Raw genomic sequence first — 25,107 nt, 5'->3', positions numbered from 1 at the left:
CAATAGTCGGCGGTAGTTGTTCTGAGTCGGGCGAAGTAGGACAATTGCCGGCTTCTCGACATCATCAGCGACCTTGAATGGCCTTCCTTGCACTCGGTATTAACCACAAGACTGCTTCTGTAGACGTCCGCGAGCGCGTGGCCTTTACCCCTGAGCAGTTGGTTGAGGCCTTGCAGCAGCTCTGCCGACTCACCGACAGCCGCGAAGCTGCGATCCTCTCCACCTGCAATCGCAGTGAGCTCTATATAGAACAGGATCATCTTTCTGCGGATGTGGTGCTGCGCTGGCTGGCGGAATATCACCATTTGAGCCTAGACGAGCTGCGCGCCAGTGCCTACGTGCATGAGGACGATGCGGCAGTTCGTCACATGATGCGGGTGGCGTCGGGGCTGGATTCGCTGGTGCTGGGCGAGCCACAGATTCTCGGGCAGATGAAGTCCGCCTACGCCGTGGCCCGCGAGGCCGGCACCGTCGGGCCGCTGCTGGGCCGGCTGTTCCAGGCCACATTCAGCGCCGCCAAGCAGGTGCGCACCGACACCGCCATCGGTGAGAACCCGGTGTCCGTGGCTTTCGCCGCGGTGAGCCTGGCAAAACAGATTTTCAGCGACCTGCAACGCAGCCAGGCACTGCTGATCGGCGCCGGGGAGACCATCACCCTGGTGGCCCGGCACCTGCACGACCTGGGAGTCAAGCGTATCGTGGTGGCCAACCGTACCCTGGAGCGCGCCAGCCTCCTGGCGGAGCAATTCGGTGCCCACGCCGTGCTGCTCTCGGATATTCCCCAGGAACTGGTGCACAGCGATATCGTCATCAGTTCCACCGCCAGCCAGTTGCCGATCCTCGGCAAGGGCGCAGTGGAAAGTGCCTTGAAGCTGCGCAAGCACAAGCCGATTTTCATGGTGGACATCGCCGTTCCCCGGGATATCGAGCCAGAAGTCGGCGAGTTGGACGACGTTTACCTCTATACCGTCGACGACTTGCACGAAGTGGTGGCGGAAAACCTCAAGAGCCGCCAGGGCGCGGCCCAGGCCGCCGAGGAACTGGTGAACATCGGCGCCGAGGATTTCATGGTGCGCCTGCGGGAACTGGCGGCGGTGGATGTGCTCAAGGCCTATCGTCAGCAGAGCGAACGCCTGCGCGATGAAGAACTGCAGAAAGCCCTGCGCATGCTGGCCAACGGCAGCGGCGCCGAGGACGTGCTGGCCCAGTTGGCCCGCGGCCTGACCAATAAACTGTTGCACGCGCCGAGCGTGCAGTTGAAAAAGCTCTCCGCCGAAGGCCGCCTCGATGCGCTGGCCATGGCCCAAGAACTCTTTGCCCTCGGTGAGGGCTCATCGGATAAAACCCCGTAATGAAAGCGTCACTGCTCAGTAAGCTGGACATTCTCCAGGATCGTTTCGAGGAACTGACCGCCTTGCTCGGCGATGCTGAGGTCATTTCCGATCAGGCCAAGTTCCGCGCCTATTCCAAGGAATACGCGGAAGTCGAGCCGATCGTGGCTACTTATAAACAGGTGCTCAAGGTCCAGGCGGACCTTGAAGGCGCCCAGGCGCTGCTCAAGGACAACGACCCGGACCTGCGGGAAATGGCCGCCGAGGAAGTGCGCGAGGCCAAGGAACAACTGGCCGACCTGGAAAGCAGCCTGCAGCGCATGCTGCTGCCCAAGGACCCCAACGACGGGCGCAATGTGTTCCTGGAAATCCGTGCCGGCACCGGCGGCGACGAGGCGGCGATCTTCTCCGGCGACCTGTTCCGCATGTATTCCCGTTACGCCGAGCGGCGCGGCTGGCGGCTGGAGATCCTCTCGGAAAACGAGGGTGAGCACGGCGGCTATAAGGAAGTCATTGCCCGGGTCGAAGGCGAGAGCGTCTACGGCAAGCTGAAGTTCGAATCCGGCGCGCATCGCGTGCAGCGAGTGCCGGCCACCGAGTCCCAGGGCCGCATCCACACTTCGGCCTGCACCGTGGCAGTACTGCCCGAGCCGGATGAACAGGAAGCCATCGAGATCAACCCGGCGGACCTGCGCATCGACACCTATCGCTCCTCGGGTGCCGGTGGCCAGCACGTGAACAAGACCGACTCGGCGATCCGCATCACCCACATCCCTTCGGGGATCGTGGTGGAGTGCCAGGAAGAGCGTTCCCAGCACAAGAATCGGGCGCGGGCCATGTCCTGGCTGTCGGCCAAGCTCAACGACCAGCAGACCAGTGCCGCGGCCAATGCCATTGCCAGCGAGCGCAAGTTGCTGGTGGGCTCGGGGGACCGTTCCGAGCGCATCCGCACTTACAACTTCCCCCAGGGCCGGGTCACCGATCACCGCATCAACCTGACCCTGTATTCCCTGGACGAAATCCTCGCCGGGGGCGTGGAAGCCGTCATCGAGCCGTTGCTGGCTGAATATCAGGCCGATCAACTTGCGGCATTGGGTGAGTAAATGACCATCATCGCCAGCCTGCTGCGCGCAGCCCAACTGCCCGACTCGCCGACCCCGCGCCTGGATGCCGAGCTGCTCCTGGCCGCGGCCCTGGGAAAGCCCCGCAGCTTTCTCCACACCTGGCCGGAGCGCATCGTGCCCAGCGAGGCGGCCCTGGTGTTCACCGACTACCTGCAGCGACGCCGCTCCGGCGAGCCGGTGGCCTATATCCTTGGCCAGCAGGGCTTCTGGAAGCTCGACCTGGAGGTGGCGCCCCACACCCTGATCCCGCGCCCCGACACCGAACTACTGGTGGAAGCGGCGCTGGAACTGTTGCCCGCGACCCCAGCCACGGTCCTTGACCTGGGCACCGGCAGTGGTGCCATCGCCCTGGCCCTGGCCAGCGAGCGCCCGGCCTGGCAGGTCACGGCGGTGGACCGGGTACTGGAAGCCGTGGCCCTGGCCGAACGCAACCGCCAGCGCCTGCAACTGGACAACGTCAGCGTGCTCAGCAGCCACTGGTTCAGCTCCATTGAGTCCCGGCGCTTTGATCTGATCATCAGCAACCCGCCCTACATTGCCGAAGCCGACCCCCATCTGGTGGCCGGCGACGTGCGTTTCGAGCCGGAAAGCGCCCTGGTGGCGGGCAAGGATGGCCTGGACGACCTGCGCCTGATCGTCGCCCAGGCTTCGCAGCACCTGGAGGCCGGTGGCTGGCTGATGCTGGAGCACGGTTACGATCAGGCCGCGGCGGTCCGCGAGTTGCTGGCTGCCCAGGGGTTCATCGAAGTCCACAGCCGGGTCGACCTCGGTGGGCATGAGCGCATCAGCCTGGGGTGCCGGCCGTGCTGACCGACCAGGAGCTGTTGCGCTATAGCCGACAGATTCTGTTGCAGCATGTCGATATCGACGGCCAGCTGCGCCTCAAGGAAAGCCGCGTGCTGATCGTCGGCCTCGGCGGTCTCGGTGCTCCCGCAGCCTTGTACCTGGCGGCGGCGGGGGTTGGTGAGCTGCACCTGGCCGACTTCGACAGCGTGGACCTGACCAACCTGCAACGCCAGATCATCCACGACAGCCACAGCGTCGGGGTCAGCAAGGTGGACTCGGCCATCAGTCGCCTGTCTGCCCTCAACCCGGAGGTCCGCCTGGTGCCCCATTGCCAGGCGCTGGATGTCGATACCCTGGCCGCTGCCGTGGTGGCGGTGGACCTGGTGCTCGATTGCTCCGACAACTTCAGTACCCGCGAGGCGGTGAACGCCGCTTGCGTGGTGGCCGGCAAGCCCCTGGTCAGCGGTGCGGCGATCCGCCTGGAAGGGCAATTGTCGGTCTTCGACCCGCGGCGCCCGGAAAGCCCTTGCTACCACTGTCTATACGGGCATGGCAGCGAAGCCGAACTGACCTGCAGCGAAGCCGGGGTGCTCGGCCCGCTGGTGGGCACCGTGGGCAGCCTGCAGGCCCTGGAAGCCCTGAAACTGCTGGCCGGGTTTGGCGAGCCGCTGGTGGGCCGGTTGTTGTTGATCGATGCCCTGGGCACGCGCTTTCGCGAGTTGCGGGTCAAGCGCGATCCGGGGTGCAGCGTCTGTGGTACCCATCGTGAGTGAAGCGCCGATCGGGGTGTTCGACTCCGGCGTCGGCGGCCTCTCGGTGCTGGCGGAAATACAACAGTTGCTGCCCCACGAGTCGCTGCTGTACTTCGGCGACTGCGGGCATATTCCCTATGGCGAAAAGACCCCGGAGTTCATTCGCCAGCGTTGCAGCCTGATGGCCCGGTTCTTTCGTGAACAGGGCGCCAAGGCCCTGGTGCTGGCCTGCAACACTGCTACCGTGGCCGGAGTGGCCGACCTGCGCCGCGATTATCCGGACTGGCCCATCGTTGGCATGGAGCCTGCGGTCAAGCCGGCGGCGGCCGCGACCCGCAGCGGCGTGGTCGGTGTGCTGGCCACCACCGGCACCTTGCAGAGTGCCAAGTTCGCCGCCTTGCTCGACCGTTTCGCCACTGATGTGAAGGTCGTCACGCAGCCCTGCCCGGGGCTGGTGGAGATGATCGAGAATGGCGACTTGCACAGTGCCGCTCTGCGCCAACTGTTGCACGGCTACCTCGAGCCTCTGCTGGCTGCCGGCTGCGACACCATTATCCTGGGCTGCACCCATTATCCGTTTCTCAAGCCGCTGCTGGCGCAGATGCTGCCCGGGCCTATCAGCCTGATCGATACCGGCGCCGCGGTTGCCCGGCAATTGCAGCGGCTGCTCGACGAAGGCGATCTGCGTGCCCAGGGGCCAGCCCGGAAAACCTGTTTCTGGACCAGTGGCGATGTCCCGCACTTTGCCCGGGTGCTGCCTCTGTTGTGGAAAGAATCTGCTGAAGTCCTGCCTTTGCAGTTGTGAAAAAATCGTGAAAAATCCCTTCGCTGGCGCTGAACTTCTGAATGCGCGCTGGCTTCTATAGCCTATCCACAGGGTTGTACAACACCATATAAAACCGTTCGAAAAGGATGTTCCTGATGAAGCGACTGTTGTGTTTGGCTGCACTTGCGGCCGGGTTGTTGGGGCACAGTTTTTCCGCGCAGGCGGCCGGAGTCGAGTTCTCCGTGGGGCAAACCGGCGATTCGACCCAGGCCTATCGGCTGGGTATGCAATGGGATTGGGACAAGAGCTGGCTGCAAAGTGACGTCGGCCGTCTCACGGGTTACTGGAGCGGCGCCTACACCTATTGGGATGGCGACAAGACCTCCAGCAACCACAGCCTGTCGTTCTCCCCGGTGCTGGTCTACGAATTCGCCGGGGCCAGCGTCAAGCCCTACATCGAGGCCGGCATCGGGGTAGCGGCCTTTGCCCATACCCAGGTCGAGGACAACAAGCTGGGGTCATCCTTCCAGTTCGAAGACCGCATCGGTTTCGGCCTGCGCTTCGCCGGTGGCCATGAAGTCGGTATCCGCGCCACGCACTACTCCAACGCCGGCATCAAGACCCCCAACGACGGTATCGAAAGCTACGCGCTGCATTACACGATGCCGCTCTAAGGCCGCTATCAGCGATACGCCGTGGCAATTCCCCGGCGTTCGCTCAAGCAATCGGCCTCGCCCAGCTCGAACTCGCGACAGATCAGCGGTCGCAGCTCATAGATGCTGCAACGCATGCTGTCGCGGTCCAGCGCCGCGCACCAGCCGTCATCCAGGCGGCGCATGACTTCCCCTCCCCAATCGTCGGTATCGATAAAGCGCTCGGGCACCCCGGTGTCGGTGATCAGCATGACCTCCAGCTGGCAGCAGCAGGCGGCGCAGGTGGAGCAACTGACGGCGGGTTCGGCGGCGATGGAGGTAACGGGGATGGTGGTCATAGGCGCGCAGTGTAAGGCAGTGAGCCCGGGCTGTGTTAAAGCCCGGACGGATGCTCAGTCTCCGGTGACCAGTGGCGGCTCTTGCGGTGCCGGCCGCGCGAGCACGTGCAGCAGCGGCAATAGCAGCGCCCAGAGCAGCCCCAGGCCGAGCAGGGTGGGGCCGGTGCCGTAGGGAAAGGTCACTCCCGCCAGGCGCCCCCCGGCGTAGTAGGAAAGCGGCCCGCCCAATGCCCCCAGCACACACCCCAGCCACCAGGGCCGGGCGCTCCAGGCCAGGCCATGGCGCAGTGTGGTGGCCAGCAGGGCCCAGAGCAGCATCAGCCACAAGGGCACCAGCAGGCTGACTTGCTGGAACTGAAACACCCCGAGCCAACTGAGGAAGCTGTCCAGGGCGATGCCGATCAGGGCAATGCCGACGATCATCGGGCCTTCGTCGGCCCAGCGGCCGATCCAGTGCAGATGCGCCAGCAGGATCGCCACCCCCAGCAGCAGCCAGAGGCTGTCGCCGCTGAGCACGCAGATGAACCAGCCCAGCTGGAACAGCAGGGCATTGACCAGTTGCCTAGGCATCGAGGCGCCCGAGCACTGGTTGTGGCGCGGCCGCAGGTTTGGCCAGCAGCAGTTGGGCGGTGCCAATGCTGCGTTCCAGGAAGCCGCCTTCGCAATAGCACAGGTAGAACTCCCAGAGCCGCAGGAAGTATTCGTCGTAGCCCAGTTCGCCGAGACGGCCATGGGCGCGGCGAAAGTTCTCGTGCCACAGGCGCAGGGTGCGGGCGTAATGCAGGCCGAAGTCCTCCATGTGCAGCAGGTTCATGTCGGTGTCGCGGCTGACCACTTCGAGCATCTTCTGTACGCAGGGCAGGGCGCCACCGGGAAAGATGTAGCGCTGGATGAAATCCACGCCATTTTTCGCCTGCTCATAGCGCTGGTCGCGAATGGTGATGGCCTGTAGCAGCATCAGGCCGTTGCTCTTGAGCAGGTGCGCGCATTGCTTGAAGTAGGTGGGCAGGAAGCGGTGGCCCACGGCTTCGATCATCTCGATCGACACCAGCTTGTCGTACTGGCCGCGCAGGTCGCGGTAATCCTCCAGCAGCAGGGTTACCCGGTCCTGCAGGCCGGCGGCCTCTATCCGCTGCCGGGTATAGGCGAACTGCTCCCTGGACAGGGTCGTGGTGGTCACCCGGCAGCCGTAGTGTTGCGCGGCATACAGGGCCATGCTGCCCCAGCCGGTGCCGATCTCCAGCAGGTGGTCCTCGGGCTTGAGCGCCAGCTTCTGGCAGATGCGTTGCAGCTTGTTCAGCTGGGCCTGCTCCAGGCTGTCTTCGGCGCTGCGAAACTGCGCGGCGGAATACATCATGGTGGGGTCGAGGAACTGCTCGAACAGCTCGTTGCCCAGGTCGTAGTGGGCCGCGATGTTTTTCTGCGAGCCCTTGCGGGTATTGCGGTTGAGCCAGTGCAGGCCGCGGATCAGCGGCCGGCCCAGTTTCGCCAGGCCTCCTTCCATGGCGTCCAGCACGTCCAGGTTGCTGACGAACACGCGGATCACCGCGGTCAGGTCCGGGGTGCTCCAGTAGCCGTGGATGAATGCCTCGCCGGCGCCGATCGAGCCGCTGCTGGCCACCAGGCCCCAGGCGCTGGAGTCGTGGATGTGGATTTCCCCCAGCAGGGCGGCACCACTGCTGCCGAACACCAGGCGTTCGCCCTCTTCGCAGACCACCAGTTGGCCGTGCCTGAGCTGCGCCAGTTGCCGCAGCACGCCACGGCGCAGCAGGCTGGCGGTGAGGCTGTGGGTGCTGAGCAAGGGGGTTCTGGCCGAGATGCTAGAGGATTTCATGGCGGCGATCCTTGGGTTGTACGGCGGCTGTGCGATAGGCGCCAACGGCGGCCCGATGGGGGAAAAAGCGCATGCCCTTGGCGGCCAGGCGCAGGGCCTGCCAGTAGATCGCCAGGCAGGTCTTGGCGGTCATCCATGGAAAATGTCGCAGGTACTGGTGCAGGCTGCGTCGATCCAGGGGCTGGCGTTGCAGGTTGAGGGTGGCGTCGAACACCTTGAGCTCGCCCTGCCAGTCGGCCATGTGCACGCCCAGCCGCTCGGCCGGCGGGCTGAAGCTCATGCGGTACTCCAGATCCCGGGGCAGGAATGGCGATACGTGGAAGGCCTTGGCCACGGCGAAGTGCTGGTGCTCGGGCGTTGTGGCAGTGCCCGGGCGGGCCGGCAGTACATAGTGATAGCGCTCGCGCCAGGGGGTGTTGGTGACTTCGCAGAGAATCGCCGCCAGTTGCCCGTTGGCCTCGAAGCAATAGAAGAAGCTCACCGGATTGAACGCCAGCCCCCAGCTGCGCACCTGGGTCAGCAGGCGTATTGCGCCGCTGGGGGCATGGCCGATGGCCGCGGCCACCTGTTGGCGTACCGCGTCGATCAGGCGCATGCCCTGCCCGGTGAAGGTCGGCAGGTAGTCGCTTTCACGGAAGGCGAAGGGCGCGAAACGGCTGCGGCCTGCCAGGGGCGAGAGCCCCAGTACCGCTTCCTGCTCGTCCAGGTCCAGGTACAGCAGGCCGATCCGGTAGCGGAAGGCATGGTCCTTGGGGGCGAAGCGCCGGTGGCTGATCCAGCCGTTGTACAGGGCGCTGTTCACAGTTGCTCTCCAAAGGCCTGGGCCACGCGCAAGGCGCTGACCACGCCGTCTTCATGGAAGCCGTTGGCCCAGTAGGCTCCGCAATAGAAGCTGTGGTGCGCGCCCTGCAGTTCGCCCCAGCGCGCTTGTGCGGCCAGCGCGCCGAGACTGTATTGCGGGTGGGCGTAGGTGTAGCGGGCAAGAATCTTCGAAGGGTCGATGGCGGCGCTCTGGTTGAGGCTGACGCAGAAGGTACTGCTGCTTTGCAGGCCCTGGAGAATGTTCATGTCGTAGGTCACGGCTGCGGCCTTTTCGGCGCTGGCGTCGAGGCGGTAGTTCCAGCTGGCCCAGGCCAGGCGCCGGCGTGGCAGCAGGCGGGTGTCGGTGTGCAGCACCACGTCGTTGTCGGCGTAGGGCAGGGCCTGGAGGATTTCCTGTTCAGCGACGCTCGGGCTGGACAGCAGTTGCAGGGCCTGGTCGCTGTGGCAGGCGAACACCACCTTGTCGAAGCGCTCGCTGCCGGCGTCGCTGTGGATAAGTACGCCCTGCTCATCGCGTTCGACCCGCCGCACCGGGCAGTCGAGATGGATGTGCTGGCGAAAGCTTGCGGTCAGCGGCTCGATGTAACGGCTGGAGCCACCTTCGATCACGCACCATTGCGGGCGGTTGCTCACCGAGAGCAAGCCGTGGTTCTTGAAGAAGCGCACGAAGAATTGCAAAGGGAAACCGAGCATCTGCCCCGGCGACATCGACCAGATCGCTGCGCCCATGGGCACGATGTAGTGGCGGATAAAACGCTCGCCGTAGCCCTGGCTTTGCAGGTACTGGCCCAGGGTGGTGTCGGCGGCGATGCGTTGTTGCAGCAGGTCCTGCTGGGAGGCCCGGTTGAAGCGCAGGATGTCCCGCAGCATGCCCCAGAACCCCGGTGACAGCAGGTTACGCCGCTGGGCGAAGAGGCTGTTGAGGTTGTTGCCGTTGTACTCCAGCCCGGAGGCTGGGTCGCACACCGAAAAGCTCATCTCGGTGGCTTTGTAGCGCACCCCGAGCTGCTTCAGCAGGCGAATGAAGTTGGGGTAGGTCCAGTCGTTGAAGACGATGAAGCCTGTGTCCACGGCCTGGGTCTCGCCATTGAGGCTGACGTTCACGGTGTGGGTATGGCCGCCGATCCAACTGCCGGCCTCGTAGACCCGGATGTCATGCCGGCGGTTGAGCACATAGGCGCAGGTCAGGCCAGCGATGCCGCTGCCGATGATGGCGATTTTCACGATGTTTCCCCGCTACGGGCCAGGCGCCTGGCAATGCCCAGTTGCAGGCGGCCGGGCAGCCAGGCCAAGAGCTTGAGGCCGAAGATGAACAGACCTGGGAAGGCGATCTCCAGGGGGCGCCTGCCCAGATGCCGGTGGATATGCCGGGCGGCCTGTTCGGCGGTCCAGCGCATGGGCATCGGGAAATCGTTGCGTGCGGTCAGTGGCGTGTCGACAAAACCCGGGCTGACCAGGGTCACGTCGATGCCTTCGGCAGCAAGATCGATACGCAGGGACTGCAGCAGATAGCGCAGCGCCGCCTTGGAGGCGCCATAGGCACCGGCCCGGGGCAGTGGCAAACAGGTCACCGAACTGGCCACGCCCACCAGGTACGGGCGATTGCCTGCGCGCAACAGCGGTAGTGCGGCCTCGATGCAGTAGCTGGCGGCCAGCAGGTTGGTGTTCAGCACCCGTTCGATCAGCGCTGCGTCGAACTGCTGTACCTCGATGTATTCGCAGGTCCCGGCATTCAGGATCACCGTGTCCAGGGCGCCCCAGGCCTGGGCGATGCGCTTGCCGATCTCGCGTACCTGCAAGGCATCGGTGAGGTCGCCGGGCACCACCAGCACTCGGCCCGGATAGCGCTTGGCCAGGGCCTCCAGGGGCTCGCGGGAACGGGCGCTGAGCGCCAGCTGGGCCCCGGCCTTGAGCAGTTCTTCGGCCAGGGCTGCGCCGATGCCGCTGCTGGCACCGGTGAGCCAGACCCTTCGTGGCATGGCAGGCTTCATCCGAGCCTCCGTTTCAGCCAGGCGATCATCGCCCCGAGTAGCGGCAAGTGTTCATAGAGCAGGGCACCGGCGTCGAAATAGTCGCGGTGGCGGTAGACCCTGGCGTCGCGCCATTGCAGGTACGAGCAGCCCGCCACCTGGATCAGGCCGCCGCCGTTGAGGCGCGGGTGGCGGTAGCTCATGGTCCAGCGCAGGTAGCCCTGGCCCTCGGCGCACAGGTCGCTGCCGTGGAAGTCAAAGCGCAGCTCACGGACGTTGGCGTAGAGCTCGGCGAAGTAGCCGCGCAACTGAGCCAGCCCCTGGACCTCGTGCAGAGGATCGGTGAACTGGATGTCATCGCTGTAGAGCTGCTCCAGCCGGTCGAGATTGTGCCGGTCGAGGGCGGCGAACTCCCGGGCGAAGTTGTCGAGAAAGTCACTCATGGCTCACCCCTGCATCCATTCGCGCGGGCAGCGCCTTGAACGCCGCCAGGGCCCGCTCCCGGGAGCGTGAAAGATCGACGATCGGCGCCGGGTAGCCAGGCACGCCGAACAGGCCGCCCATGGCCGCCGGGTTGTGGATATCTTTTTTGTTCAGCCCCGCCAGTTGCGGCAGCCAGTGCTTGATGAAGCGCCCCTCACTGTCGAACTTCTGCGACTGGCTGATGGGGTTGAAGATGCGGAAGTAGGGCGCCGAATCGGTGCCGGTGGACGAGCTCCACTGCCAGCCGCCGTTGTTGGCCGCCAGGTCGCCGTCGATCAGGTGGCGCATGAAGAAACGCTCGCCCTCGCGCCAGTCGATCAGCAGGTTCTTGGTCAGGAACATCGCCACCACCATGCGCAGGCGGTTATGCATCCAGCCGGTCTCCAGCAGCTGGCGCATGGCAGCATCGATGATCGGCAGGCCGGTGCGGGCCTCCTGCCAGGCCACCAGTTCCTCGGGGGCATGGCGCCATTTCACCGCCTCGGTTTCCGGGCGAAAGGCCCGGTTCCGGGACACCCGTGGGTAGCCCACCAGGATGTGTTTGTAGAACTCGCGCCAGAGCAGTTCGTTGATCCAGGTGACGGCCCCGGGGCTGCCGCTTTCAAACTCGCCCTGGTTGCCGCGCAAGGCGGCGTGCAGGCACTGGCGGGGCGAGATCACGCCGGCGGCGAGGTAGGGCGAAAGCTGGCTGGTGCCGGGTTTGGCCGGGAAGTCGCGTTCGCTCTGGTAGTAGTGGATCTGTTCATCGCTGAACTGCTCCAGGCGCCTTTGCGCCTCGTCCTCGCCGGCGGGCCACAGCTCGCGCAGGGCTTGGGTGGGGCTGGGAAAGCCTTCGACCTGCTGCGGGAGCGGATCGGCGTTGATCGACAGCGGCAACTGAGCCCCGGGTGCCTTCACCAGGGCCGGCAGTGCGGTCTGCAGGCGGCTGTAGCAGACCTTGCGAAACTGGCTGAAGACCTGGAAGTAGCCGCCGCTCTTGGTCAGTACGCTGCCGGGCTGGAACAGCAATTGGTCGAGATGACCCTGGACGCTGATTCCGGCGTGTTGCAGGGCCTGGGTTACGGCCGCATCGCGGCGGCTTTCGTGGATGCCGTATTCCTGGTTGAAGTGCAGCATCTGCACCTGCAATTGCCGGCACAGTTCAAGCAGGACCTGAGGCGCCTGCTCCCAGGTGGCGGCGCTGCGGATCAGCAGCGGGATATTCAGGCGGCCCAGGGCGGTGCTCAGCGACTGCAGGTTACGCAGCCAGAAATCGATCTTGCAGGGTGCATCGTCATGGGCCAGCCACTGCTCCGGGCTCAGCAGATACACCGCTACGGCCGCGCCCCGCTGGGCGGCGGCGCTCAGGGCGGTGTTGTCATGTAGGCGCAGGTCGCTGCGCAGCCAGATCAATTGCATATCGGTTCCCGGATCAGAAAAGTCCTCGCTCGAGCAGTAGCTGGCAGGCCGCTATCGGGTCCTGGGCCAGGTACAGATCGGCGATTTCAGTGGTACATACGGACCACTGGGCGGGGTGGATGCACACCGCGGGTCCGACGATGAATTTTTTGCAGGCCACGCCGCTGAGCAGCCTGGGCAACTGGGCGGGGTTGAGTGCCTTGCCGGAATACAGCAGCAGGCCCCGGGCCTGCAGGCGTTCGGTGGCCAGGGCCAGTTCGCCGCCGGGCAGCGGCCAGTCGAAGACCTCCACCGGGCAGTCGGCGTTACTGGCCAGCCAGGCGGTGAGCCACAGGTGCGGCTCCAGTGGCAGGTCCGACTGGTTGACCAGCAACAGCGGGGCGCCCTGCACTTGGCGGTTGTTGTGATAGATCCGGGCGCCGAGCTTGCTGCGCAGCCAGGAGTAGAAGAACACCTGTTCCATCTGGCTGCCGAACTGGCCTTGCCAGCGCTGTTGCAGTTCCGCCAGCAGCGGCATCAACAGGTGCTCGCACAGGGTCCGTGGCGGGTACAGCGCCATGGCCTGATTGAAGGTGTCGTCGACCTTGCGCTCGGCCAACTGGCTGATGGCCCGGGCGAGGGCGGCGCGCAGGTGCAGCCAGTCATTCTCCACCTGGGGGCTGGAGCTGGTGTCGCTGTCCAGCAAGGGCTTGACCTGGCTCACCGCAACCCCTCGATTGAGCCAGGTGAGGATGGTCAGGATCTGCTGCACCTGCTCGCTGGAATACAGCCGGTGGCCCTTGGGCGTGCGCCGGGGCACGATCAGCCCGTAGCGGCGCTCCCAGGCCCGCAAGGTGACTGCGTTGACACCGGTCTGGCGCGCCACCTCGCGGATCGGCAGCCAGCCCTGTTCCTGGCAGTCGGTATCCGGGGCGGTGTCTTCGTCGACCGCTGGGGGGAAGAGTTTCATGGCTCAGATCGCGTTGCGCAGGCTGAGGTCTTCGGGGTGCGGCTGCAGGTACAGTTGCTGGGCAATGTAGGGATCGGGGTTCTGGCGCAAGTGGTGCTTGAGCAGGGTCAGGGGCACCACCAGCGGCACGATGCCCTGGCGGTACTGGCTGATGAGGCGTTGCATTTCCTGCTTGTCCTCGCTGCTGATGGCCCGCTTGAAGTAGCCACTGATGTGCTGCAGCACATTGCTGTGGGTGCCACGGGTGGCGCAGCGGCTCAGCGCTTCCATCAACTGGCTGAAGTAGCGTGGGCCGATCAGCGTCGCATCGCCCTTGCCCATGCTGCCCAACAGATTGCCCAGGGCCTTGTACTGTTCGGGGTGATGGGCCATCAGCAGGTATTTGCAGCGTGAGTGGAAGTCGGTGAGGGCACGGCGGCTGAGCCCTTGCTGAACCAGGGCCTGCCAGTCGCGATAGACGAACACCCGGGTCAGGAAGTTCTCCCGCAGCACCGGGTCATTCAGGCGTCCGGCTTCCTCCACGGGCAGGTCCGGGTGCCGGGCGCAGAAGGCCTGGGCGTAGATGCCGCGCCCGCCGCTGCGATGGGGAATGCCGTTGGCCTGGTACACCTTGACTCGCTCCAGGCCGCAAGAAGGGGAGCTCTGCATGAAGATGTAGCCGCAGATATCTCCCAACTGGCCCGCCATGTGTTCGGCGTAGTCGGCCAGGGGCTGGGTGACGTCCAGGCTGCTGTCCCGTGTGCCTGTGGCCCGTGGCTGTTCGGGGGGGCCTACCAGGCGAATCGGCTCCCGGGGCGTGCCCAGGCCGATGGCGACTTCCGGGCACAGGGGCACGAAATCGAAGTAGTCGCACAGCACCCGGCTGCACAAGCGAGATTCCTTGTGCCCGCCGTTGTAGCGGACCTCGACGCCCATCAGGCAGGCGCTGATGGCGATTTTCGGCTTGGCAGACATGGTTCAACCTCCGGGTATACCTGTACAAGAACGGTGGCTTGTACAACTTTTATCCATCATAGAATTAAAGTTGTACAAGTCAAATTATTTGTATAGGTATCCGCCGACGCGGATGCGCCAGGTTATTGCCAGCCCATGTGCCAGTCGCGCTCGTTCTGCAGGGTCTGCCAGCTCAGGCGCTGGCTGCGTCGGGTGAGCACCGCCTGCAATTCGATGTCCAGCACGGTGCCTTGTTCATCGCAGAACAGCTCGGTAACCAGGAAGTGTTTCTCACGGTGTTGCGGGTGGGCTGCTGTCCACTTCGACAGCAGCAGTTTGCGCGGGTTGAGGCGATTCACTGCAGGCTCTCGTGGAGCCGGCGCGCGGCCTCCTGCCCGCTCAGCCAGGCGCCTTCGACGCGGCCGGACAGGCACCAGTCGCCGCAAACGTACAGGCCCAGATCGGCGTCGGCCAGGGCGCCCCATTCATGGCTGGTGGCCGGGCGGGCGTAGAGCCAGCGGTGGGCCAGGCTGAAGGTCGGGGCGGGCATGACGCTGTGCAGCAGCTCGGCGAAGGCACCGTGCAGTTGTTCGGTCACGGCTTCTTTCGAGAGGTCGATGTGCTGCCGGCTCCAGGCGCTGGTGGCATGCAGGACCCAGGTGTCGAGGTGGCTGTCGCGCCCGGGCTTGCTGCGGTTGCGGGCCAGCCAGTCCAGCGGGCTGTCCTGCACGAAGCAGCCTTCCATGGGGGTTTCCAGAGGGGTATCGAAGGCCAGGGCGACGGCCCAGGTTGGGTCCATTTTCACCCCGGCGGCGACACCCGCAAGCTTCGGCGCGGCGGCCAGCAGGGCAGTGGCCTGTGGTGCCGGCGTGGCGATCACGACGTGGCTGAAAGGGCCGTGGGTGAAACCTTCGGCGTCCTGCAGATGCCAATGCTGTTCGCCGCGGAAGACTTCGGTGATGCGGCAGGCGAAGTGGGCCTCGAGGTCGCCGATCAGCGCGCGGGTGATGGCGCTCATGCGGGGAGTGCCGACCCAGCGGGTCTGTTCATCCGGCGAGGGGCTGAGCTGGCCGCCGTGGGAGTTGTAGAGTTGTGGCGTCCATTCGGCGACCCAGCCCTTGGCTTGCCAGCGCTGGACTTCGGTGACGAAACGACGGTCACGGGCGGTAAAGTACTGGGCTCCCAGGTCCAGGCTGCCGGCATCGCTGCGTTTGCTCGACATGCGCCCGCCGCTGCCGCGGCTTTTGTCGAAAAGGTGGACGGTATGCCCGGCATCTCGTAGCGCCTGGGCGGCGGAGAGTCCGGCGATGCCGGTACCAATGATTGCGATGGGTACTGTCATAGGGGCCTCGTTTACCTTTCTGTACAGATTACGCCGCCGCCAAAACCTGTACAATATTGTTTTTTGGTATAGCTTTCGGCGTCATCGGTTGTTCAGGTTGTCTATCGTTAAAACACAGCCTGTCCGATTGAAAAGATCCCTGCTTATAAAAATAGACTAGTGATTCGGGTAAAACGCCACGCGAGGAAGATGTCATGCATATATTGCTGACCGGCGGTACTGGTTTGATCGGGCGTGCCCTGTGTCGTCACTGGCAGGCCCAGGGTCACCAGTTGAGTGTATGGACTCGCCAACCCGATAAGGTTGCCGCCCTGTGCGGTCCCCAGGTGCGGGCTGTCAAGACGCTGCAAGAGCTGGACCAGATCCCGGTGGACGCGGTGATCAACCTGGCCGGGGCGCCGATCGCCGATCGGCCCTGGAGCCACAAGCGCAAGGCGCTGCTTTGGCACAGCCGCATCGCCCTGACCGAAACCCTGTTGGCCTGGCTCGAAAGCCGCGAACACAAACCCGGTGTGCTGGTGTCGGGCTCGGCGGTGGGCTGGTACGGCGACGGTGGCGAACGGGAACTGAGCGAGGATTCGCCCCCGGTCAACGAGGACTTTGCCAGCCAGTTGTGCATTGCCTGGGAAGAAACTGCCCAGCGCGCCGAAGCCATGGGCGTGCGTGTGGTGCTGGTGCGCACCGGTTTGGTGCTGTCGCCCGAGGGCGGCTTTTTGTCGCGCCTGCTGCTGCCCTTCAAGCTGGGGCTGGGCGGGCCGATCGGCAACGGCCGGCAATGGATGCCGTGGATTCATATCGACGATCAAATCGCCCTGATTGATTTTCTTGTGCATCAGCCTGGGGCGCAGGGTCCTTATAATGCCTGCGCGCCAAAACCGGTGCGCAACCGCGAGTTCGCCAAGACCTTGGGGCGGGTGCTGCACCGGCCTGCACTGATACCGCTGCCGGCGTTTTTCCTGCGCCTGGCCTTGGGTGAATTGTCGTTGCTGTTGCTGGGAGGCCAGCGTGCCGTTCCCGCGCGGTTGCTGGAAGCGGGTTTCACTTTCCAGTTCACTGATTTGCCTGCGGCCCTGGACGCCTGTGTCCAGCCGCCTCTGAAATAGGACGTTGCATGACCGATCACGCGTTGCTCCTGGTCAACCTGGGTTCGCCGGCTTCCACTTCGGTGGCGGACGTGCGCAGCTACCTCAACCAATTCCTCATGGACCCTTATGTGATCGACCTGCCCTGGCCGGTCCGACGTTTGCTGGTGTCGCTGATCCTGATCAAGCGGCCAGAGCAATCGGCCCACGCCTACGCGTCGATCTGGTGGGAAGAGGGTTCGCCGCTGGTGGTGCTCAGCCGGCGTCTGCAGAAGGTAATGAGCGAGCAGTGGAAGCAGGGCCCGGTAGAGTTGGCCATGCGCTACGGCGAGCCTTCGATCGAGTCCGTGCTGCTCAAGCTGGTGGCCCAGGGGCAACGCAAGATCACCCTGGCCCCGCTGTATCCACAGTTTGCCGACAGCACGGTCACCACCGTGGTCGAGGAGGCCAGGCGTGTGGTACGCGAGCATAAGCTGGACGTGCAATTCAGCGTGCTGCAACCCTTCTACGATCAACCCGAGTACATCGAGGCGTTGGTGGCCAGCACCCGGCCGCACCTGCAACAGCCTTTCGATCATCTGCTGCTGAGTTTCCACGGCCTGCCCGAGCGGCACTTGAACAAGCTCAACCCGGGGCACTCCCTCGATGGTGCCGGGGACTGCTGCGCAGAGTCATCGCCCCAGGTGCTTGCCAACTGTTATCGCGGCCAGTGTTTCCGTACCGCCAGGGCCTTCGCCCAGCAGATGGGCCTGGCCGACGGGCAATGGTCGGTTTCCTTCCAGTCACGGTTGGGGCGAGCGAAATGGATCGAGCCCTACACCGAGGCACGCCTTGATGAACTGGGTAAACAAGGGGTGAAGAAGCTGCTGGTGATGTGCCCGGCATTTGTCGCCGACTGCATCGAAACCCTGGAGGAGATCGGTGATCGCGGTCGCGAGCAGTTTCGCGAGGCGGGAGGGGAGGACCTGGTGTTGATCCCTTGCCTGAATGACGACCCACAATGGGCCAAGGCCTTGAACGCCTTGTGCGAGCGAGCGCCGCTGGCGTTGTAAATAGCTTCGCCGGCAAGCCGGCTCCTGCGTGGGAGACAGCTTGCCGGCGAAGGGTTCTCTAGATCAACGGCTCATCGGCCTTCTTGTTCTTCCAGCCGTCGTTCCCCGGCAGCACCAGGTTCAGCACGATGGCGACAACGGCGCACAGGGCGATGCCCTTGAGGCCGAAGTCATCCGGACCGGTACCGGTTCCCACCAGCACGCCGCCAATGCCGAACACCAGGGTCACCGAGACGATCACCAGGTTGCGGGCTTCGCCCAGGTCGATCTTGTGGCGGATCAGGGTGTTCATCCCCACTGCGGCGATCGAGCCGAACAGCAGGCAGAGAATCCCGCCCATCACTGGCACCGGGATGCTTTGCAGCAGCGCGCCGAACTTGCCGATAAAGGCCAGGGTGATGGCGAAGACCGCCGCCCAGGTCATGATTTTCGGGTTGTAGTTCTTAGTCAGCATCACCGCGCCAGTGACTTCGGCGTAGGTGGTGTTGGGCGGCCCGCCGAACAGGCCGGCAGCGGTGGTGGCGATGCCGTCACCGAACAGGGTGCGGTGCAGGCCGGGCTTCTTCAGGTAGTCGCGGCCGGTGACGCTGCCGACCGCAATCACGCCACCGATGTGCTCGATGGCCGGTGCCAGGGCGACCGGGACGATGAACAGGATCGCCTGCCAGTTGAACTCCGGTGCGGTGAAGTGCGGCAGCGCCAGCCAGGGGGCGGCGGCGATCTTCGCGGTGTCCACCACGCCGAAGTAGAACGACAGGGCAAACCCCACCAGCACGCCGGAAATGATCGGCACCAGGCGAAAGATGCCTTTGCCGAACACCGCGACGATCAGGGTGGTGAGCAGCGCCGGCATCGAGATCATCATCGCCGTCTGGTAATGAATCAGCTCGCTGCCGTCACCGGCCTTGCCCATGGCCATGTTGGCGGCGATGGGGGCCATGGCCAGGCCGATGGAAATGATCACCGGGCCAATGACCACCGGCGGCAGCAGGCGGTCGATGAAACCGGTGCCCTTGATCTTCACGGCCAGGCCGAGAAAGGTGTAGACGAAGCCCGCCGCCATTACCCCGCCCATGGTCGCGGCGAGGCCGAACTGGCCCTTGGCGAGAATGATCGGGGTGATGAAGGCAAAGCTCGACGCCAGGAAGACCGGCACCTGGCGCCCGGTCACCACCTGGAACAACAGAGTCCCGAGACCCGCCGTGAACAGCGCCACGTTCGGGTCGAGACCGGTGATCAGCGGCATCAACACCAGGGCACCGAAGGCCACGAAGAGCATCTGGGCGCCAGACAGTACCTGGCGCCAGAGCGGATCGTTGAACTCGTCCTGCATGATCAGGAATCCTTCTGCTTGGTGCCGAAGATCTTGTCACCGGCATCACCCAGGCCAGGAATGATGTAGCCATGCTCGTTGAGCTTCTGATCGATGGAAGCGGTGTAGATGGTCACGTCCGGGTGCGCCTGCTCGACGGCGGCGATGCCCTCGGGGGCGGCCACCAGGACCATGGCGCGGATGTCACGGCAGCCGGCCTTTTTCAACAGGTCGATGGTGGCGACCATGGAACTGCCGGTGGCCAGCATCGGGTCGATGATCATCGCCAGGCGCTCGTCGATTTCCGGTACCAGTTTTTCCAGGTAGGTGTGGGCTTGCAGGGTTTCCTCATTGCGGGCCACGCCTACGGCGCTGACCTTGGCGCCCGGGATCAGGCTCAGCACGCCTTCGAGCATGCCGATGCCGGCACGCAGGATCGGTACCACGGTAATCTTCTTGCCGGCGATCTTCTCGACCTGGACAGGGCCGCACCAGCCTGGAATCTCGTAGCTTTCCAGGGGCAGGTCTTTGGTGGCTTCGTACGTCAGCAGGGCACCGACTTCCTGAGCGAGCTCGCGAAAGTTCTTCGTGCTAATGTCTGCGCGGCGCATAAGGCCAAGTTTGTGTCGGATCAGCGGATGGCGGATCTCACGGATGGGCATAGGGAAAGGCTCCGGCGGCGGGCAAAAAAAACGGCCTAGATTAATCTATCCGGGGTTGTTGTCCTATAGACATAAAGTACGTTAGTCCAGAAACGCTTGATCTGACCGGGCCGGATGCGTACCTTTGCCCGCTTTTCCGAAACTGCCACCCCTTGGAGAGCGCCATGTCCGCTGATCTCGAGCATATCCGTCAAATCATGCGCGAGGCTGACTGCCTGTACACCGAAGCTGAAGTCGAGGCGGCCATCGCCCGGGTCGGTGCACAAATCACTGAAGAACTGGCTGAGCGCAATCCGGTGGTATTCTGCGTCATGAACGGTGGCCTGATCTTCGCGGGCAAGCTGCTGACCCACCTGCGCTTTCCCCTGGAAGCCTCCTACCTGCACGCTACCCGCTACCGCAACGAAACCAGCGGCGGTGAGCTGTTCTGGAAGTCCAAGCCGGAAGTCTCCTTTATCGACCGCGACGTGCTGATCATCGACGACATCCTCGATGAAGGTCACACCCTGGGTGCGATCATCGACTTCTGCAAACACGCCGGCGCCCGCGCCGTGCACACGGCCGTGCTGATCGACAAGGACCACGACCGCAAGGCCCGTCCGGACCTCAAGGCCGACTACATGGGCCTGCCTTGCGTGGACCGCTACGTGTTCGGCTACGGCATGGACTACAAGGGCTACTGGCGTAACGCTGCCGGCATTTATGCCGTGAAGGGCATGTAAGCGATGACCGGGCCGAGCTTTCTCGATCAAGCGTTGTTCAGCGACCTGGCTGAGAAAGCCGCGGCCAACCCCCGCGGTCGTCAGCACCACAACTTCCATGCCATGGAAGAGCCTTGCCACCGCATGGCGGTGGGGCTGCAACCCTCCACTTATGTTCCGCCGCATCGCCACCTGAGTGCTGACAAGGCCGAGACCCTGCTGGTGCTCAAGGGGCGCCTGGGCGTGCTGATTTTCGATGAAGCGGGCCAGGTCCAGGGCAAGCGGGTGCTGCAGGCCGGCGGCGACTGCGTCGGTGTGGACTTGCCGGCCGGGGTTTTCCACGGCCTGGTGGTGCTGGAGCCCGACAGCCTGATGTTCGAATGCAAGGCCGGCCCTTATCGCCCAGTGGGCGAGGGTGAGCAGGCCAGTTGGGCGCCCCGTGAAGGCGAGCCCGGCGTGGCCGAATACCAGGCCTGGATGCGCGCCCAGTTCGACTGAACAGGCCCGCGCCCGTGACAGCGGCCTACCGTCGATAACGGTGCAAGATTTGCGGTAAAAACCCGTGCTAGAGTGCTCGGCCCTTGTCTGGAGCCTGTCATGAGCCTGTTGATTCGCAGTAGCGCGGCCCTTCTTCTGTGCTTGAGCCTGCCCCTGGCAGCCGCCCCGGCCCCCTTGCACGGGCAGTTCCTGCCTCCCGATGATCTGACCCTGCGCGACAGCGTCCCGCAACAGCAGCAGTTGTTGCAGGTCACCGAGTATTCGGTGGTGATCGGCAGCCAGCGCCAATCGAACCAGCAACCGATTCCCGTGACTTCGCCAGTGTGGGTGCGGCTCAAGGGCAAGCCGTTGAACAAGGGCGCCACCATCAGCCAGGTGCTGGTGAACTTCGACGGTGAAAGCAAAAGCCTGAAAAAGCCGCAGTTCGATGCCAAGAGCCGGACCCTGACCCTGTATTACCCGCTGGCCCAGTACCGTGCGGTGATGGACCTGTTGCGCAACGACACGGTGTATTGCCAGTTCCTCAGCTATGCCAACGGGCACATCTGGGCTGACCTGCATACCGGCAGCGTGCGTTCGCGTTGAGGCCATATGCGGGCTGGGGGTAAACTGCCCGCCCCGTGAAATGTCTGCGAGCTGGAGTCGGCAATGCGTAAAGATAAGAAACAAGTGATTGGTGACGAGATCAGCGACGAGCAGATCAAGTTGTTCCTCGATTTCGAGCCGGTCGATGCAACTTCGCCGTCCCTGCACAAGCTGATCAAGGCCTATCGTGGCCTGCGCATCGATGATTTCGAACGCTTCCTGACCTTCTTCGTCGAAGCCGGTTTCGACCTGGATGGCAAGGATGAGCACGGCCAGAGCTTCGTCGACCTGATCCGCGATCAGCGCAACGCCGCCGACTACATCGAGCTGATGGACAACGCCCGCGGCTGATCTTCTCGCCAGGCATAAAAAAACGCCCCGTCCTGCGAAGGACGGGGCGTTTTTCATTCAGCGCGGATCAGGCGCAGCTTTCGGTTTCCTTGCTTGGCTCGACCAGCTCCAGGCTCAGGTTGTTTTCGCTGTTGATCTGGTGGTACAGCGTTGCGTCGGTTTCCAGGACCTTTTCTCGTGCCGGGAAGATTTCCTTGAGCTTGGCAGCCCATTCGCCGCTGGCCTTGGCCGGGAAGCATCGCTCGATCAGCTCCAGCATGATCGAAACGGTTACCGAGGCACCTGGCGAGGCGCCGAGCAGGGCGGCCAGAGAGCCGTCCTTGGCTGCCACCAGTTCGGTACCGAACTGCAGGATGCCGCCTTTCTTCGGATCCTTCTTGATGATCTGCACCCGCTGGCCGGCCACTTCCAGGCGCCAGTCCTCGGCCTTGGCCTCGGGGTAGAAGCGGCGCAGGGATTCCAGGCGCTGCTCCATGGACTGCATGACTTCGCTGACCAGGTACTTGGTCAGGTCCATGTTGTCCCGGGCCACGGCCAGCATCGGGCCGATGTTGCCGGCGCGTACCGACATCGGCAGGTCGAGGAACGAGCCGTGCTTGAGGAACTTGGTGGTAAAGCCGGCATAAGGCCCGAACAGCAGGGACTTCTTGCCTTCGACCACGCGGGTGTCCAGGTGCGGCACGGACATCGGTGGCGAGCCCACGGCCGCCTGGCTGTAGACCTTGGCCTGGTGCTGCTTGACCACTTCCGGGTTGTCGCAACGCAGCCACTGGCCGCTCACCGGGAAACCGCCGAAGCCCTTGCTCTCCTCGATGCCCGAGGCCTGCAGCAGGGGCAGGGCCGCGCCACCGGCGCCGAGGAACACGAACTTGGCGTCGACTTCGCGGGTACTGCCGCTGTTGACGTCCTTGATGCTCACGGTCCAGCCGTTGGCCTTGTTGCGCTTGAGGCCAGTGACACGCTTGCAGTACTTGACCTGGGCATCGGGAGCGCTGGTCAGGTGCTTGAGCAACTGGTTGGTCAGGGCGCCGAAGTTGACGTCGGTACCGTTGAGCACGCGAGTGGCGGCGATGGTTTCGTCCGCTGGGCGGCCCGGCATCATCAGCGGCATCCACTCGGCCATCTTGGCCTTGTCTTCGGTGTATTCCATGTCCGCGAAGGCATGGTGCTGGCTCAGTACTTCAAAGCGTTTCTTGAGGAAGGAAACGCCTTTTTCGCCCTGTACGAAGCTCAGGTGCGGCACGGGGCTGATGAAGGACTTGGACGAGCCGAAGGTGCCTTTCTTGGTCAGGTAGGACCAGAACTGCTTCGACACCTCGAACTGGGTGTTGATGTGCACGGCTTTCTTGATGTCGATGCTGCCATCGGCGGCCTGTGGCGTGTAGTTCAGCTCACAGAGGCCGGCGTGGCCGGTACCGGCGTTGTTCCACGGGTTGGAACTTTCCGCGGCACCCGAATCCATCAGCTCGACGACTTCCAGCTTGATCGCGGGGTCGAGCTCTTTGAGCAGTACAGCAAGGGTGGCACTCATGATGCCGGCCCCGACCAATACGACGTCTACTGCTTCGTTATGCGCCATTAACGCGTCTCCAAAATCTGCAGCACCAAATTGACGGCATGGCTGCCAGGAGTGACGGGGCGGTTCACGTAATGCCCCAGGTTACCCATGGCCAGGATCGCCATGTCCGAATCTTCGCAATTTTTTGCAACTACCACGGACGCTGCCAACCGGGCCTCAAGGTGCGTATGAACGCATCTCGGGGAGCCTCGGGCAATTCGACTTATGGTCGATACATCCGCTCGTGCAACCAAATCCGTCAGCGGACAGGCTTCAAGCACCAGTTCTTGAGGAGTGCTCGGTCCTGTGTAATCGGGCTGTTGTAGAGGCCAATGGTGCCAGTTCAGACGCAAAACTATTCATTTGCTCGCCACACTCTTGTGAAGTTGTGAAAACCCGTTTTTTCACGCTCTTTTGAAGACGTGAACCTCAAAAAAGGGCTGCCTCAGCCTGGCACCTGGCCCGCGCGGTGATGCCGGCAAAGGATGCGGGCACGACGGGCAAACAGCTTTAAGTGGCCGAGCAACGGCAGCTCTGCAGTTTCGCGAAAAGTGGAGGTTTGCAAGGTGAACAGCAAGCACGCCAGCTTCACTCGAACTGTGTGGGCGGCTCTCTGTGGGCGGTGCGGGGTGCCAAAGCAGTGGCGTTGGCGGTACTGCGAGGCCCGATCAGGAGACGTCCTTATAATCGGGGGGAGATTGTAACGAAGAAATGCGCAGAAATGATCCTGTTTCGCGACTTTTATTAGGCTTTTGGTCAGGTGGCCAGTATCGGTTGCACCCGGGAGCGAGCGCAGCGCGGGCTGACCCGGGCGCTGGCGGGCAGAGCCTGGTGCAACCAGTTCAGGCGAATTTCCTGGATTTCCACCCAGCCATCGCCTACCGGGGCCAGCAGGCAGTGCTTAAAGGCCTGGCAACGTCCCTGGTTGTCCAGCAGGGCGAAGCTGCGAAACTGTTGACGGGGGGCGAACAGGGAACGGAGGAAGTTCATGACCAGGTACCTGAATGTGTCATTGACGATAAGAATGCCCTTGAGCCGTTACATCATGATGTATTGCCAGTGAACGGCAGGTTACAGGAACCCGGTTGTACGGGACCTGTCTGAGTCTTGACTAAGTCATGCCTGGCGCTGGTTTGCCGTCCTTGTGCACCGCTATACTGCGGGCCTGTTTGTGCCTGATTCCTGGAGAGATGAGCATGTTGCAACGCCTGTTGTTCGGTTTGATCACTGTGACCAGCCTGTCGCTGGTGGGTTGCGCCCACAGCCCGCAACAACTCAGCCCGGAGCCCAAGCTCACTGCCCAGCTGGCGCCTGTCGGCCATGGCCAGCCGGTGGTGGTGAAAGTGGTTGATGGACGTCCTTCGCCGACCCTGGGCACCCGTGGTGGCCTGTACCCGGAAACCAGTGCCATCACCGTGCAGAGCGCGCAGATCCTGCCCAAGCTGCAGGCCCAGGCCGAAGCGGCAGTGCGCCTGCTGGGCTTTACCCCGACCGCCGGTGGTACCAACGCCCCTCAGTTGACCGTGACCCTGGCCGAGCTCAAGTACCAGTCGCCTAAAGAAGGCCTGTACGTGACCGAAGCCACCATCGGTGCCACCTTCCGCTCGGATGTGCAGAACGCCAACCGTCGTTACAGCGGCCGTTACGGTGCTTCCCTGGACCAGCGTTTCGGCATGGCGCCGAACCAGGACACCAACACCAAGCTGGTGGGTGATGTGCTCAGCGATGCCTTGACCCGTCTGTTCAAGGATCCGACCGTGGGCCAGATCCTCGGCGAGTAACCCGCGCCTGGCCGGGGTTTGAGCCCTGGCCAAGCAACGAAAAA

At 63.7% G+C, this 25,107-nt stretch carries 29 protein-coding genes; 13 read left to right on the top strand and 16 right to left on the bottom strand.

Features of this window, described 5'->3' with window-relative positions:
• The first annotated feature begins 77 nt into the window (after positions 1 to 77).
• The 6 genes from hemA (at position 78) to AC1RL5_RS25565 (ending at position 5,433) form a co-directional block, all read left to right on the top strand.
• Positions 78 to 1,352, top strand: a complete 1,275-nt coding sequence (gene hemA, locus AC1RL5_RS25590; RefSeq protein ID WP_011063407.1) for a glutamyl-tRNA reductase — start codon at positions 78 to 80, stop codon at positions 1,350 to 1,352.
• Positions 1,352 to 2,434, top strand: coding sequence for a peptide chain release factor 1 (gene prfA / locus AC1RL5_RS25585; RefSeq protein WP_072450944.1), 1,083 nt, complete (start codon positions 1,352 to 1,354; stop codon positions 2,432 to 2,434). The genes hemA and prfA overlap by 1 nt, the downstream gene beginning before the upstream one ends.
• The gene (gene prmC / locus AC1RL5_RS25580; RefSeq protein ID WP_103407747.1) at positions 2,435 to 3,265 is read left to right on the top strand and encodes a peptide chain release factor N(5)-glutamine methyltransferase; all 831 of its coding nucleotides are present in this window, start codon (positions 2,435 to 2,437) and stop codon (positions 3,263 to 3,265) included. It abuts the gene before it with no gap.
• Complete coding sequence (locus tag AC1RL5_RS25575; protein ID WP_103407758.1) at positions 3,259 to 4,014, top strand: molybdopterin-synthase adenylyltransferase MoeB; 756 nt, start codon at positions 3,259 to 3,261, stop codon at positions 4,012 to 4,014. The genes prmC and AC1RL5_RS25575 overlap by 7 nt, the downstream gene beginning before the upstream one ends.
• On the top strand, positions 4,007 to 4,798 hold the full coding sequence (gene murI / locus AC1RL5_RS25570; protein WP_072450993.1) for a glutamate racemase: 792 nt from the start codon (positions 4,007 to 4,009) through the stop codon (positions 4,796 to 4,798). The genes AC1RL5_RS25575 and murI overlap by 8 nt, the downstream gene beginning before the upstream one ends.
• Before the next feature lie 116 nt (positions 4,799 to 4,914).
• Positions 4,915 to 5,433: an acyloxyacyl hydrolase gene (locus AC1RL5_RS25565; protein WP_015636972.1), complete on the top strand. Its 519-nt coding sequence runs from the start codon at positions 4,915 to 4,917 to the stop codon at positions 5,431 to 5,433.
• Between the two features lie 8 nt (positions 5,434 to 5,441).
• On the opposite strand, the gene AC1RL5_RS25560 is transcribed toward AC1RL5_RS25565, so the two are convergent.
• The 12 genes from AC1RL5_RS25560 to AC1RL5_RS25505 all read right to left on the bottom strand — a co-directional run bounded on the left by AC1RL5_RS25560 (position 5,442) and on the right by AC1RL5_RS25505 (position 15,481).
• The gene (locus AC1RL5_RS25560) at positions 5,442 to 5,750 is read right to left on the bottom strand and encodes a YkgJ family cysteine cluster protein (protein ID WP_011063401.1); all 309 of its coding nucleotides are present in this window, start codon (positions 5,748 to 5,750) and stop codon (positions 5,442 to 5,444) included.
• Between the two features lie 54 nt (positions 5,751 to 5,804).
• On the bottom strand, positions 5,805 to 6,320 hold the full coding sequence (locus AC1RL5_RS25555; RefSeq protein ID WP_072442504.1) for a DUF2878 domain-containing protein: 516 nt from the start codon (positions 6,318 to 6,320) through the stop codon (positions 5,805 to 5,807).
• Entirely contained in the window at positions 6,313 to 7,584 is a 1,272-nt protein-coding gene (locus tag AC1RL5_RS25550) for an SAM-dependent methyltransferase (RefSeq protein WP_072450942.1), read from the bottom strand. The genes AC1RL5_RS25555 and AC1RL5_RS25550 overlap by 8 nt, the downstream gene beginning before the upstream one ends.
• Entirely contained in the window at positions 7,571 to 8,386 is an 816-nt protein-coding gene (locus tag AC1RL5_RS25545) for a DUF1365 domain-containing protein (protein ID WP_065365195.1), read from the bottom strand. The genes AC1RL5_RS25550 and AC1RL5_RS25545 overlap by 14 nt, the downstream gene beginning before the upstream one ends.
• Positions 8,383 to 9,630: an NAD(P)/FAD-dependent oxidoreductase gene (locus tag AC1RL5_RS25540; protein WP_492589887.1), complete on the bottom strand. Its 1,248-nt coding sequence runs from the start codon at positions 9,628 to 9,630 to the stop codon at positions 8,383 to 8,385. The genes AC1RL5_RS25545 and AC1RL5_RS25540 overlap by 4 nt, the downstream gene beginning before the upstream one ends.
• A complete protein-coding gene (locus AC1RL5_RS25535) occupies positions 9,627 to 10,397 on the bottom strand; it encodes an SDR family NAD(P)-dependent oxidoreductase (protein ID WP_065365196.1) in 771 nt (256 codons plus the stop codon). Before AC1RL5_RS25535 ends, AC1RL5_RS25540 begins: the two co-directional genes overlap by 4 nt.
• The gene (locus AC1RL5_RS25530) at positions 10,394 to 10,819 is read right to left on the bottom strand and encodes a nuclear transport factor 2 family protein (RefSeq protein WP_072450940.1); all 426 of its coding nucleotides are present in this window, start codon (positions 10,817 to 10,819) and stop codon (positions 10,394 to 10,396) included. Before AC1RL5_RS25530 ends, AC1RL5_RS25535 begins: the two co-directional genes overlap by 4 nt.
• A complete protein-coding gene (phrB, locus tag AC1RL5_RS25525) occupies positions 10,812 to 12,257 on the bottom strand; it encodes a deoxyribodipyrimidine photo-lyase (RefSeq protein ID WP_093408180.1) in 1,446 nt (481 codons plus the stop codon). Before phrB ends, AC1RL5_RS25530 begins: the two co-directional genes overlap by 8 nt.
• Positions 12,258 to 12,270: 13 nt before the next feature.
• The gene (locus tag AC1RL5_RS25520) at positions 12,271 to 13,206 is read right to left on the bottom strand and encodes a MerR family transcriptional regulator (RefSeq protein ID WP_072450938.1); all 936 of its coding nucleotides are present in this window, start codon (positions 13,204 to 13,206) and stop codon (positions 12,271 to 12,273) included.
• Positions 13,207 to 13,209: 3 nt separating this feature from the next.
• Positions 13,210 to 14,160: a YbgA family protein gene (locus AC1RL5_RS25515; protein ID WP_492589885.1), complete on the bottom strand. Its 951-nt coding sequence runs from the start codon at positions 14,158 to 14,160 to the stop codon at positions 13,210 to 13,212.
• A gap of 122 nt (positions 14,161 to 14,282) precedes the next feature.
• Positions 14,283 to 14,498, bottom strand: a complete 216-nt coding sequence (locus AC1RL5_RS25510) for a TIGR02450 family Trp-rich protein (protein ID WP_072450936.1) — start codon at positions 14,496 to 14,498, stop codon at positions 14,283 to 14,285.
• Positions 14,495 to 15,481, bottom strand: coding sequence for an NAD(P)/FAD-dependent oxidoreductase (locus tag AC1RL5_RS25505; RefSeq protein WP_011063390.1), 987 nt, complete (start codon positions 15,479 to 15,481; stop codon positions 14,495 to 14,497). Before AC1RL5_RS25505 ends, AC1RL5_RS25510 begins: the two co-directional genes overlap by 4 nt.
• Positions 15,482 to 15,675: 194 nt before the next feature.
• On the opposite strand from AC1RL5_RS25505, the gene AC1RL5_RS25500 reads away from it, so the two are divergent.
• Both AC1RL5_RS25500 and hemH read left to right on the top strand, forming a co-directional pair.
• Positions 15,676 to 16,584, top strand: a complete 909-nt coding sequence (locus AC1RL5_RS25500; RefSeq protein WP_011063389.1) for a TIGR01777 family oxidoreductase — start codon at positions 15,676 to 15,678, stop codon at positions 16,582 to 16,584.
• 8 nt (positions 16,585 to 16,592) lie between these two features.
• Positions 16,593 to 17,615 (top strand): ferrochelatase, encoded by a 1,023-nt coding sequence (gene hemH / locus AC1RL5_RS25495; protein ID WP_065365201.1) that lies wholly within the window; start codon positions 16,593 to 16,595, stop codon positions 17,613 to 17,615.
• A gap of 58 nt (positions 17,616 to 17,673) precedes the next feature.
• Here the strand turns inward: hemH and AC1RL5_RS25490 are convergent, their stop codons facing one another.
• Both AC1RL5_RS25490 and upp read right to left on the bottom strand, forming a co-directional pair.
• On the bottom strand, positions 17,674 to 18,948 hold the full coding sequence (locus AC1RL5_RS25490; protein WP_011063387.1) for a uracil-xanthine permease family protein: 1,275 nt from the start codon (positions 18,946 to 18,948) through the stop codon (positions 17,674 to 17,676).
• 2 nt (positions 18,949 to 18,950) lie between these two features.
• Positions 18,951 to 19,589 carry a uracil phosphoribosyltransferase gene (gene upp / locus AC1RL5_RS25485; RefSeq protein WP_011063386.1) on the bottom strand — a complete coding sequence of 213 codons (639 nt, stop codon included), beginning with the start codon at positions 19,587 to 19,589 and terminating at the stop codon, positions 18,951 to 18,953.
• Positions 19,590 to 19,753: 164 nt separating this feature from the next.
• Between upp and AC1RL5_RS25480 the strand changes: the two genes are divergently transcribed.
• The 4 genes from AC1RL5_RS25480 to AC1RL5_RS25465 all read left to right on the top strand — a co-directional run bounded on the left by AC1RL5_RS25480 (position 19,754) and on the right by AC1RL5_RS25465 (position 21,724).
• Positions 19,754 to 20,311, top strand: a complete 558-nt coding sequence (locus AC1RL5_RS25480; protein WP_011063385.1) for a hypoxanthine-guanine phosphoribosyltransferase — start codon at positions 19,754 to 19,756, stop codon at positions 20,309 to 20,311.
• 3 nt (positions 20,312 to 20,314) lie between these two features.
• Positions 20,315 to 20,788, top strand: coding sequence for a WbuC family cupin fold metalloprotein (locus AC1RL5_RS25475; RefSeq protein ID WP_011063384.1), 474 nt, complete (start codon positions 20,315 to 20,317; stop codon positions 20,786 to 20,788).
• A 99-nt stretch (positions 20,789 to 20,887) separates the two neighbouring features.
• Positions 20,888 to 21,373 carry a hypothetical protein gene (locus AC1RL5_RS25470; RefSeq protein WP_053153731.1) on the top strand — a complete coding sequence of 162 codons (486 nt, stop codon included), beginning with the start codon at positions 20,888 to 20,890 and terminating at the stop codon, positions 21,371 to 21,373.
• A gap of 63 nt (positions 21,374 to 21,436) precedes the next feature.
• On the top strand, positions 21,437 to 21,724 hold the full coding sequence (locus AC1RL5_RS25465) for a PA4642 family protein (protein WP_019095051.1): 288 nt from the start codon (positions 21,437 to 21,439) through the stop codon (positions 21,722 to 21,724).
• 67 nt (positions 21,725 to 21,791) lie between these two features.
• On the opposite strand, the gene mqo is transcribed toward AC1RL5_RS25465, so the two are convergent.
• A complete protein-coding gene (gene mqo, locus AC1RL5_RS25460; protein ID WP_019095052.1) occupies positions 21,792 to 23,303 on the bottom strand; it encodes a malate dehydrogenase (quinone) in 1,512 nt (503 codons plus the stop codon).
• Positions 23,304 to 24,038: 735 nt separating this feature from the next.
• Positions 24,039 to 24,272 (bottom strand): hypothetical protein, encoded by a 234-nt coding sequence (locus AC1RL5_RS25455; protein WP_015636956.1) that lies wholly within the window; start codon positions 24,270 to 24,272, stop codon positions 24,039 to 24,041.
• 206 nt (positions 24,273 to 24,478) lie between these two features.
• Here AC1RL5_RS25455 and AC1RL5_RS25450 point away from each other — a divergent pair, with 206 nt between their 5' ends.
• On the top strand, positions 24,479 to 25,063 hold the full coding sequence (locus tag AC1RL5_RS25450; protein ID WP_047285306.1) for a YajG family lipoprotein: 585 nt from the start codon (positions 24,479 to 24,481) through the stop codon (positions 25,061 to 25,063).
• Positions 25,064 to 25,107: the final 44 nt, after the last annotated feature.

Source organism: Pseudomonas sp. GW822-FHT06D10 (assembly GCF_058799535.1).
The sequence above is the reverse complement of the archived record's forward strand: the minus strand, read 5'-3'. Positions and strand labels throughout refer to the sequence as shown.